Genomic DNA, 11,279 nt, shown 5'->3' with positions numbered 1-11,279 from the left:
TTAAATAATTTATATCAAATGAATATAAAGGAATGAAGTTGATCGTAATAGCAATCGATAACGACAAAACAAAAAATGAAATTAAAATAAATCCTGAGATTTTTATAATTCTTTGCTTCAATGCTGTCCTCATCTTTCGTTACGTCTTACTTTTGATTTTAATTCGTACACTTCTTCTTTTAGCTGTTTGTTTTCTTTTTCTAATGAGTTATTGTTTGTTTGATCACTTTCTGTATGAGCATGTCTACCATGCATACCCGGCATAAAATACATCATAAGCATATGTCCTACAAGCATAACGACGATAAATATAACTGTTTCCATGTTCATTCCTCCTTAATTACCGACTATATATAAAATGAATACCATAATAGAAAACCACCGAAATAACAAAACTTATAGCTATGATTCCATAGACTAATGCATTATTTAAGATGGCTTCATCGTCATTAGAGACTACACCATTCGTATTTTTATTTCTCATGAAGAATAAGAGAAGTATACCTAAGGCTACAATCACTAAACTCATAACATGAGCTACGCTTAACGAACCGAGTGCCTGAGGATTCGTTCTAAAGAACTCCACAATAAACCTGTTGAAAGCGAATCCTATTATATATATAAAGAATAACTCTCCATCAAATTTAGCATTTTGTCTTCTTCTCCATATGATTAAAAACAACATAAAGTTTAATGCTACTTCATAAAGCTGAGCTGGGTGAAGTAATTCACCACCTACCATTACACCCCATGGCCAATTCCGACTCATCGGTATGCCAAAAACATCACAGCCAACTCGACCTATAGCTTGACCTAGAATCACTCCCGGAACGATTGCATCTGCTGTTTTCCAGATAGGCATTTTTTTCTTTTTCATATACCAGAACGCGAACGTCCCGCCTAAGAGAATCGCACCCTGAATAGATAATCCTCCTTGAGTGATCTTAAATATATCCAGAGGATTTTCTAAATAATGGTCAAAATTAAAAAACAGTATGTAACCTAATCTAGCACCTAAAATTCCAAACAGGACCGTATACAGCCCTAAATCCATCAACTTATCTTTATCTAGCCGTTTACGCTCACCTTCCTTTTGAACGAGCAGCAAACCAATGATCATGCCTAATGCACTCGTCACACTTAGCAAATAAATGCTGAAATGACCAATACTGAAAAGTTCTACCATATGAATAATCTCCTTAATAATCTATTTAATATAGTAATGCAAATATTTGAGGATGGACCTAAATGATCAATCCATTTAAGAGTTATTGTGTCAAAAAAACAAACGTTCATGTTCCTGTCATTATTATAATTCAACTCTTTATATCTGAAACTGACGTCACTCAGTAACGGCTTGAGCAATGGGCACATATTGAACGTCTCTTCCATGAAAGACATTTATATGATTAAACATCGTTTGATATTCACTTGCGTAGTGCATGTTAAATAAGTGGTCTCGGCTCCCATGAGCGTATACATTGACTAGTTTATTATTCAATATACTTATCCTGCTATTACGCCAATTATCAAAGAGCTTATATTTATTTTATGTTTTTTTCATTTCCATTCATCCTCCTGTTATTCTATAAAAATAGTATATAACAGAATTGTGGAGAAGATATGGAGCTGTATATCTTCATCGGTTATAGAGCCAATTGTTTATTTGTGAAATTCGCAAAACTGCTGCCGTCAGTGAACTTGAACTCACTAACGGCAGCAGTTTTAAAATCTCGTTAAAATCATCATATACTTAACATTATTCATCTCGTATTTCACTGATTCATAGTCAGATATGAAGACTTTTTCGTTTGTTTTAAAGAACCTATTCTTTAACGACTGATCACTCAGGCTGATTCTCACGTTCATGAATATCAAAAGGCGAGTAGTAACCTTGATATTCCAATAGTGTCATCATCCCACCAGCTGAATGGTTAAGGTCATGGCAATGGAATGCCCACGCCCCCGGATTATCCGCCTGGAACACGATTTCAATTGACTCTCCCGGTTCGACGTTGATCATGTCTTTGACGATGGGATTATCTAATTTTTCGCCATTTATTGCTATAATTTGAAAATAATGACCATGCAAGTGCATTGGATGATCGAACTGACTCTCATTAATTAATGTTGCCTTGATGATATCATCCTCTTCAACTTCGATCGACTCTGTATCAGGGAAAACTTCTTCATTAATTGTAAAGGTGCTATTGCCCATGCCCATTCCCATACTGGCACCTAAAAACATATCATATTCGATATCAGGGGTTGGTATCTCTTCAAAAATCGGATCCATATATACCAATCCATTTTCTGACTCTTCTTCAATCTCTACCGTTTCTTTCTGATCATCATCCACTTTTTTGGGCAGTACATTTATTACCATATCTTCAGCAGCTTCATTATTAACTACACTTTCTATTTGCCATTCTGCTGTATTATCGATCTTGATTTCTATATCAATACGTTCAGAAGGCGTTATTTCTAAAGGACCCGAGCCATAAGTTGTGTTGTAGATAGGGTTGCCGTCAATCTCGACCACGCGGTACTGTTCTCCATTAAATCTTAGCAGATGTTTGCGATAGCCGGCATTAACAAATCTCAGGCGGATCACTTCACCTTCATAGACTTCAATCGGTTCGATATATTGCCCTATTTTACCATTCACGGTATAGCTGCCATACAACATGTCCGTATCCATTTCGCCGCTGGATCCCCCCATCATTCCGCCCATCATCCCACCTGAACTATTCCGTCCCATATTCCATTCATCAAGTATAAGCGTGTATTCAGAATCATAAACCTTGTTGTTGGGTTCAACGATAAATGCGCCATATAATCCCTTATCCACTTGTTCAGCACTGTTTTGATGCGAGTGATACCAATATGTTCCGGGATCATCTGCTGAAAATTCATACGTGAAAGAATCACCAGGCTGCACGCCATCTTGTGTGACTCCTGCAACGCCATCCATTTTATTGGGTAAGATTACACCGTGAAAATGGATGGTAACTGGTTCGTTAAGTTCATTTTTTAAATGAACTCGAACAAAGTCACCTTCCTGAACCCGAATTTCTTCTCCTGGTACAGTCCCGTTATAGGTCCAGACATCAGCCACTGTGTTGCCACCAAAGTCCCACTCTGATTCTTTGGCAACAATGTCGAACTCTTTTACATTACCGCTTTTCTCAGGATCTGGGATATCAAGGATACTGATGCCCTCTTCCACAGATGTATCGATCGTTTCATTTGGCTGTTGACATCCCGAAAGAATAATAATTAAGACTAACATTGATAAAAAAGTAATTATATATTTAACTTTCATTTGTCTCCCCTCCAAAATACTCATCCACCTGATTACTATCCTCGACTACCTCTTAGGTAGTCTATGTAGACTTAAAAAGCCGCTGAAATACATCATACGACTTTCTAATCTTTCCTCTTTTATCGACAATAGATAGTTCTTAAAATGAAATCATCAAGAAATTGGCTTTTAGTTAAATTCATTCAAGTCTATCTTTTACTTAACGGTATTCAAAATAATCATCTGAGTCAATCTGAACTGCTATATTTTTATTGATGCATGCCGCTAAAGTTATTGCTTCGAGAAGAGCCACCGGTCCCATGCATTCCTTTGTAATGTTCTCTGAGTTGCTGATTATTTAATTCGGGATGCATTTCACTTATATGCGATTTCATTTGTCCAAAGTTGACTACGCCATCTTCCATAACCAGCTCCATATTTTCAAATTCGTCTGCATCCATCATCTCTGACCTTTGGTTAACACCAATGGCCTGCTCTTGGATTACTGAATCTTGATTTGAAGTATCTTCTTCCGCAAACTGAGATATTCCTAATCCACCGCTAACTGCTAAAACGCCTGATAAAATTCCACTAATTAAATTCATTTCTGATCAATCTCCTTTTTTTTTATCTTTTCTTTATAATTGAATAATACCTTTTAGTTATGGATATTTTATGGATTTTTATTATTGAAATGATTTTCTAGATATGTTTTACAACCTATTACTTCTCAAGTTCCTCGGTCTACTTTAAGCAGAGCAATGATTCACTCAAATAATTAGATAGTGAACGAAGCTTGGCAACCTACGAAGACTTTTAGACAAGCCTTTATTTTGATAAAAGAGTGGATCAGTTTAAATATTCTTCATAAATATTATCTTGATCGGTCTGTTGCTCTCTTATTTATCAGGTTTGATTTTCAATTTTCTGAAAATCGTAAAAACCAAATCTTCTTTCTCCTCAATCGATAAGCCTGCCTTATTGATATTTTCCAGTGTTCTACGGTTGATATTTGCCCCCCATGTATTCACCGTTACAGGATTAACAATATCCATCATTTTTCCTACCACAGCATTTTCGCTTCTCATATGTTCCAACATAATAATTTCACCCTCTGGTTTGCAGACCCTGCTAATTTCTTGTAGTCCTTTTACAGGATCGGGTACGGAGCAAAATACACAGGTGGCTACGACATAATCAAAAGTATTATCCGGAAAGTCCATCTCCTGTGCATTCATCTCAACTAGACTTATTTGATAAGGTAACTCAAGGGTATCTGCTTTCATTCTCGCCTTATTGAGCATTCCCGGACTGAAATCTATACCAGTCAAATGAATATCTGGAGGATAAAACGGCAAATTTGCACCAGTACCGATACCTACTTCCAGAACGTTTCCTGTTACATTTTTCAGCAAATCTTTTCTCCAGCTATCCTTTATCATCTTATCCATTGAATCATATACCCCTGAAATCCGATTGTACCGGTTCTTGATCTTGTCAGTTGACCTTTGTGTCATATCAAGCTCCTTTTAGTAATTTAATACTGTGATTGTTTAGTCTTTAAATATATAAAATTCATACCCAAGTAAATACGACCATTGAGATTGACCCTATAGGTAATATTTACTTGTTACATTAATAAATTGTAATCCAATAATTGGTTTCCCTGCTGAGAGAACTTACAGCAATTTTTTGTCATTGCTCTTGAAAACTTGGTTTAATATCAATTTTCCTTAGTCTTAAAGAATTGTATACAACATTTAGTGAGCTTAGAGCCATAGCCGCAGCACCAATTAATGGATGGAGTAATCCAATTACTGCTACAGGAATAAATAGGGCATTATAGAACCAGGCCCAAAAATAATTCTGTCTGATTTTCTTAAATATTGCATTAGATAATTTAATAGCAGAGACGATTCCACTAAGTTCTCCTTTAACCAACGTAACATCTGCTGCTTCAATTGCTATATCTGTTCCTGTACCAATGGCAATGCCTACATTAGCTTGTTTCAAAGCAGGCGCATCATTAATTCCATCACCAACCATGGCAACAGTACCATATTTCTCTTGTAAGCGTCTTATCTCAGCAACTTTGCCATCTGGAAGTACTTCAGCAATTACGTGGCTGATTCCTACTTTCTTTCCAATTGCCGCTGCGGTACGCTGGTTATCTCCTGTAATCATTACTGTTCTAATTCCTAATTTTTCTAATGCAGCAATTGTTTTTGCCGAATCTTCTTTGATAGGGTCAGCTACTGCAATAACACCTAATAACTTACCTTGTTTAGCAAGTAACATAGCTGTTTTTGCTTCCTCTTCTAATCTAATCAATTCGTTTTCAAATGGTTCAAAGGCGATGCTGTTTTCTCGCATTAACCTCCTATTTCCTAGAAGTATTTGTTCACCATCGATATTCCCTATCACTCCTTTACCCGTTATAGCGTTAAATTCTAGTATATTTCCTAAAATCATTTTATTCATTTTTGTTTTTTCTATAATGGCGTGACCTAAAGGATGTTCCGATCCTTTTTCAATGGTTCCGGCATAATACAAAAAGTCCGATTCCAGGATGTTTTCAGCTAATACTATATCTGTTACTTCCGGCTTCCCTTTTGTAATTGTTCCTGTTTTATCAAATGCAATCGTATTAACTTCTTTAAAAGTCTGGATTGCTTCACCATTACGTATCAATATACCATTTTCTGCGCCCATTCCACTACCGACCATCAAAGCCGTTGGGGTTCCTAATCCCAATGCACATGGACAAGAAATAACCATTACAGCTGTAGCTGTGATGAATGCAAGTGTCAGAGGAGTTAAATCAGGATTAACCCAAGGGAGAAAAGTTGAACCCCATTCAATGATACTCAAGTGGAATTCTGGAAACATTAGGAATGAACTAAAAGTAAGTAGTGTAATCAATAGGATAGCAGGAACAAAATATCCAGTGATACGATCAGCGAATTCTTGGATAGGTACTTTAGAACCTTGACATTCTTCCATCATTTTCGCTACTTGAGATAGGAATGTATCTTTACCCACTTTAGTTACTTCCACTTTCAGAAGACCTTGTTTATTAATAGTTGCGCCAATGACTTCATCACCTTTCTTACGTTTAACTGGCATGGATTCGCCAGTAGCCATTGACTCATCTAATAATCCGTTTCCTTCAATAACAAATCCATCTGTAGGTACTTTTTCTCCCGGACGAATAATCATTACATCTCCGACTTGTAAATCCTTAACCGGAATTTTTGTTTCTTCGCCATCCAGCATGATGTTAGCAGTTTTAGCTCCCATCTGCAGCAATTTTTTTATAGCTTGAGATGCTTTCCCTTTGGCACGAACCTCAAGGTATTTACCGATCAAATGGAAAGTCATAATTGTGGTAGCCATTTCAATAAAACTCTGCAATGGGAAAAACAACCCCATCATGCCAATGATATACGGAGGTAATGACCCAAACGATACTAAAACATCCATATTGGGCGATTTATTTTTAAGAGCTTTCCAACTGCTTATATGCACATGTTTACCTACACCAAATATGATTGGTGCTCCTAGAATTCCTATAATAAGTAAATACCCGGGTACAGGAGTTATAAACATGTGAATGATCATGAGAATCATAATGATACTAGATAACGTTGCAGATATTTTTACTTTTTTTTCTGCTTTTTTTATTTTTAATTCATCTGCGTCTATATCATTATCCCGATCATCTTTGATTATCAGTGTATATCCTAACTCAGAGATTTTTTTCTGCATATCTAATAATCTTACTTTCTTAGGATTGTATTCAACCGTTGCCTTCTCTGCAGCAAAATTTACGTTAGCTAGATTGACTCCACTTATGCTTCGAAGACCTTTTTCAATAGTGTTAGCACACGTTGTACAAGTCATACCCTCTACTTTCAAAGTTATTTTTTCGTCAGCTTTTTCCAATTTTTCCGGTATCGCTTTATAGCCCAAATCACTAACTGCTTCACCCATAGACGCAATATCAGTTTTATTATTGTCAAATTCAACTATTACTTTCTCGGTTGCAAAGTTAACGTTAGCACTGAAAACTCCATCAGTTTTTTTGAGTTTTTTTTCAATGCTAGATGCACAACTAACACAAGACATTCCTTCTAGAGAATATATTACTTCTTCATTCGCTACAGCTTTTTTCATTTCAATTGCTCCTTATATATTTTATTTAGGGTTTTTATTGGGATGACCCTGTGAACCATTAAATATTATATCGACTACCATATTTCAAAGAGGGTTGAATGCGTTATGTTATTTTAAAATCGATTTATATTTTTAGTTCTACCGATTTTATAAACTATAAAAGTGGTGCTATTTATAATTCTTAATATATCTTAACCAGCTGATTTCGGTTTTTCACCATGTTGATGCAGAGAACATTCACATTGTCCCGATATGCACTGACAGTCGACTTCAGAAATAGCGAGCTCTTTTTTATTCATCAAAGTCTCTTCAATTTTTTTTATATCGTTAAAGCTTAGTGTTTGTTCTTTAATTATATCTTCGATTACATGACCGATATCCTTCTTGCATATTCGCTGGAATAGATTGTTTGCATAGTCTTTAATAAAAACCATCTCTTCAAACTTTGTTTTATAAATATATTTCCTCCCATCCTGCTCAGTATCCAAGACTCCTTTTTCAACCAAGCGACCTAAAAGAGTCTTAACCGTTGTCTGTTTCCAATTCATTTTTGATTCCAAAATAAGGATGACCTCTTTGCTGGTTACATGCTTATTAGCCCACACAACCCTCATGACTTCCCATTCGGCATCTGTTATATGAGGGGGAACTGCTTTTATATTCATCCTCTAACCTCCTGTTTACAAACGTAATCGTATACCATGATTAAAGTTTACGCTTGTAAACGATACTTGTCAAGAGTTTTTGTTTTCTCATAATAATTACTCTTATATCCATTCAAACCATTACGCATTTCTCCGATATATATAACTTTAGAAGAAATATTTATTTCAGAACATAGCCATTCATCCACCACATATAATTATTTTACTAATAAAAAAACGACCTCAAAAGGTAGATTACACTCTATCTTTTGAGGTCGTTACATATTTTATTTTCAAAATTTGCTGGAAGGCAAAAGTTAAGATGATTACTCTTCCGGAGCTTCCAATTCTTCCTCAGTCATCCACATATGATTGGTTACTCTTTCGCCATCTGTAGTCGCGTCATAATCGACAGCGTAAACAGTTCCAGTATAAACTTCCTCAACTATGGCGGTAGCCCCTTGCATGCCTGCCATATGTTCGGCATCAAGAATAACTTCATCGCCAGCCTCTGCTACATCTGTTCCCTCTGCCAAGTCTTCCTGTATGACCCAACGGTGATTTGTCACTCTCTCTTCACCTGTAGTAGGCGTATAACTTACTTCATAAACGGTTGTGTCGAATGCGCCCACTATCGTAGCTTCTGCCCCTTCCATTCCTGGCATGTGCGCCGCCGTAATGATGGCAATACTTCCTTCAGGGAATGTAGGCTCTTCAGCTTTTTTCAAATCAGTTGGGATTTCTCCATCATGGTCCATTTCTGCCATTTCATCGATTTCGTCCATTTCGTCCATTTCATCTTGGACAGCATCATCTTCGGCAACATTCATCTCTGTATTCGAATCAGTTGGCTCAGTTGGCTCAGTGGTGTCGCTAGTATCTGTACACCCCATCAAGATAAACGTTGTACTTAATCCTAATAATATTAATTTTTTCATTCTAATTTCCACTACTTTCTTTTTTTTATTTTATTTCAAATTTTATTTCCTTGTATGTTTTATTGTTTTATAGGAAGGATAACCGCGAACACGGATCCTTTTCCTTCGTCACTCTCGACTCTGATTTTACCATGATGGGCATCTATGATACTTTTTACGACTGCCAGTCCGAGTCCCTGACCCTCGATCTTGGTATTTCTCGAAGGTTCGACCTGATAAAAGCGATTAAAGATCTGTTGCTGGTTCTCTTTGCTTATGCCTTTACCAGTATCTGAAACGAGAAGATGACAAAACCCATCCGCTTCTTTCACGTCAACCGTGATTTTTCCTTTTTCAGGTGTGAACTTGATCGCATTCGTAATGAGATTGGTGATGACCTGACTGATCTGACTGATATCCGCTTCGATCCGAAGAGGATCTCCGACAACCGTTAATCCTATCTTTTTCTCCATCGCCCGCTGCTCGTAGATCGTTGCTATCTGACCCACGCGCTTGGTCAGGTCAAAGGTCTCAAGCTTCAGCTCGTTTTGCTGATACTGGACATCATCGATATGATCGATCTTTTCAATCAACTGCGATAAGCGATTCACTTCCAATTCGATCAGTGCCAGCCGCTCTGTAGTCATCGGCCAGACGCCGTCCATCATGGCTTCGATGTTTCCCTGCAAAGTAGTCAAAGGGGTGCGGACTTCATGAGCCAAGTCAGAAACGAGCTGGTTCCGCATCGTCTGCTGCATGGCTAACTGATCCGCAAGCGTATTGACATTGGTCTGCAGTTTATTCAGTTCTTCTATCGGTTCAGGATGCTCGAGTCGCCTGCTGTAATCCCCATCGGCAATGGCTTCCGTCAAATCGCTTGTTTCTATGATCGGTTTACTCAAACGTTTGGACAGCAAATAGGCGGCTACCGCGGCTGCTATAATTGAAATAACGGCGATAATGGCAAGCATGCCAAGCAAGTCGCTGATAAACTGCTGTTCATGATCGGAATAATCCGGTACACCCGGGTACTGCAGCTGTGCTGTTCCGATAGGTACATCATCCGCATATAAATCTATCGTTTCCGTCAGTATATCTCCGTCAGTTTCCAGCATCGCACTGCCATTTCCGTGCATCATGCGGCGACCATCTGACATCATCCCTACTTCAGGCACGATTTCTTCTCCTGAAGGGGTAACGACCGTAAACATGATTTGAGACTGCATCCCGGTCCAGTTGATGCCCGCCAGCGCATCCGTGTTCCACTCACCGTACTCGACGTAGCTTTCTTCCAGCTGGCCGACGAGCGTCTCGCGTGACTGCACGAATCGGTCACTAAGGTAATGATCAAACTGATTTTCCGTGAGTTGAAACGTGAGAAAACTGAATAAAAAGATGAAAAGAGCACTCCCAGTTAGAAACAGTATAAACAGCTTTCTAAATAGTGTGGTCTTCATCTTTTTTACCTCCGAATCGATAACCTACACCGTGGACCGTCAAAATAAACGTCGGTTCTTTCGGATCAGCTTCAATCTTTGCTCTTAGGTTTTTGATATGCGAGTCAATCACGCGATCCATCGCTGAGGCTTCCAGCCCCTTCACCGATTCCAGTAGGTGTTCGCGCGAAAAAGCTTGCTGAGGATGTTCAGCCATCAGTTTAAGCAGTTGAAATTCGGTGTGCGTCAAGTTGATGGCTCTATCGCTCGCCTCAACTTCCAGACGTTCAGGATAAATGATCAACCGGTTCTGATTGAAGGACCATCTGGTTTCATTTTCTCTTGAAAAGCCTGACCGCCTGTAGACGGCTTCCATGCGTGCAATCAACTCTTTGGGACTAAAGGGTTTTTTGATATAATCATCCGCGCCCATGTTCAGTCCTTTCAGCACATCTTGTTCCGTTGATTTGGCAGTAAGTAGTATGATGGGAACCGCCGATGTTTCTCTGACCTGCTGGCAGACTTCCCATCCTGATAAATCGGGTAGCATGATATCTAGAATAATGAAGTCGATCTCTTCATTCTCAACGATCTGGAGTGCCTGCTGACCTGTTTCAGCCCGACTCACGCGGTAATTCTTCGTATTCAAATAGGCTTCAATGATATCCAAGATCGACTGTTCATCATCGACAATTAATACATGCATAGGCTCACCTCAAATCGTTATAAATTTTCTCTAAAATCATACTACCACTGATAAGCTGATTTAACAAAAATGACCTTCCTGGAAAGGTCATTTTGT

At 38.2% G+C, this 11,279-nt stretch carries 11 protein-coding genes; all 11 read right to left on the bottom strand.

The window, feature by feature from the left end; all coding sequences use genetic code 11:
• Window positions 1-129: 129 nt before the first annotated feature.
• The 11 genes from AX762_RS11865 to AX762_RS11820 all read right to left on the bottom strand — a co-directional run bounded on the left by AX762_RS11865 (window position 130) and on the right by AX762_RS11820 (window position 11,183).
• On the bottom strand, window positions 130-324 hold the full coding sequence (locus AX762_RS11865; protein ID WP_071849317.1) for a hypothetical protein: 195 nt from the start codon (window positions 322-324) through the stop codon (window positions 130-132).
• Window positions 325-340: 16 nt separating this feature from the next.
• Window positions 341-1,186 carry a prolipoprotein diacylglyceryl transferase gene (gene lgt, locus AX762_RS11860; RefSeq protein WP_071849316.1) on the bottom strand — a complete coding sequence of 282 codons (846 nt, stop codon included), beginning with the start codon at window positions 1,184-1,186 and terminating at the stop codon, window positions 341-343.
• Between the two features lie 156 nt (window positions 1,187-1,342).
• Complete coding sequence (locus AX762_RS12885) at window positions 1,343-1,501, bottom strand: hypothetical protein (protein WP_177244116.1); 159 nt, start codon at window positions 1,499-1,501, stop codon at window positions 1,343-1,345.
• A 342-nt stretch (window positions 1,502-1,843) separates the two neighbouring features.
• The gene (locus AX762_RS11855; RefSeq protein ID WP_071849315.1) at window positions 1,844-3,325 is read right to left on the bottom strand and encodes a multicopper oxidase family protein; all 1,482 of its coding nucleotides are present in this window, start codon (window positions 3,323-3,325) and stop codon (window positions 1,844-1,846) included.
• Window positions 3,326-3,573: 248 nt separating this feature from the next.
• Window positions 3,574-3,909 (bottom strand): hypothetical protein, encoded by a 336-nt coding sequence (locus AX762_RS11850; RefSeq protein WP_071849314.1) that lies wholly within the window; start codon window positions 3,907-3,909, stop codon window positions 3,574-3,576.
• Between the two features lie 294 nt (window positions 3,910-4,203).
• On the bottom strand, window positions 4,204-4,821 hold the full coding sequence (locus AX762_RS11845; RefSeq protein ID WP_071849313.1) for a class I SAM-dependent methyltransferase: 618 nt from the start codon (window positions 4,819-4,821) through the stop codon (window positions 4,204-4,206).
• Window positions 4,822-4,999: 178 nt separating this feature from the next.
• A complete protein-coding gene (locus AX762_RS11840) occupies window positions 5,000-7,480 on the bottom strand; it encodes a heavy metal translocating P-type ATPase (protein WP_071849312.1) in 2,481 nt (826 codons plus the stop codon).
• 191 nt (window positions 7,481-7,671) lie between these two features.
• Window positions 7,672-8,145: a CopY/TcrY family copper transport repressor gene (locus AX762_RS11835; RefSeq protein WP_071849311.1), complete on the bottom strand. Its 474-nt coding sequence runs from the start codon at window positions 8,143-8,145 to the stop codon at window positions 7,672-7,674.
• Between the two features lie 305 nt (window positions 8,146-8,450).
• The gene (locus tag AX762_RS11830; RefSeq protein WP_071849310.1) at window positions 8,451-9,062 is read right to left on the bottom strand and encodes a YdhK family protein; all 612 of its coding nucleotides are present in this window, start codon (window positions 9,060-9,062) and stop codon (window positions 8,451-8,453) included.
• Window positions 9,063-9,121: 59 nt separating this feature from the next.
• Window positions 9,122-10,498 carry a cell wall metabolism sensor histidine kinase WalK gene (locus AX762_RS11825; protein ID WP_071849309.1) on the bottom strand — a complete coding sequence of 459 codons (1,377 nt, stop codon included), beginning with the start codon at window positions 10,496-10,498 and terminating at the stop codon, window positions 9,122-9,124.
• Window positions 10,479-11,183: a response regulator transcription factor gene (locus AX762_RS11820; protein ID WP_071849308.1), complete on the bottom strand. Its 705-nt coding sequence runs from the start codon at window positions 11,181-11,183 to the stop codon at window positions 10,479-10,481. The genes AX762_RS11825 and AX762_RS11820 overlap by 20 nt, the downstream gene beginning before the upstream one ends.
• Window positions 11,184-11,279 lie beyond the last annotated feature (96 nt).

Origin of the sequence: Alkalibacterium sp. 20, from assembly GCF_001885615.1 — a bacterium.
Classification (GTDB): Bacteria; Bacillota; Bacilli; order Lactobacillales; family Carnobacteriaceae_A; genus Alkalibacterium.
Note: the sequence above shows the minus strand (reverse complement) of the source record. Positions and strands in the feature narration are given on the sequence as shown.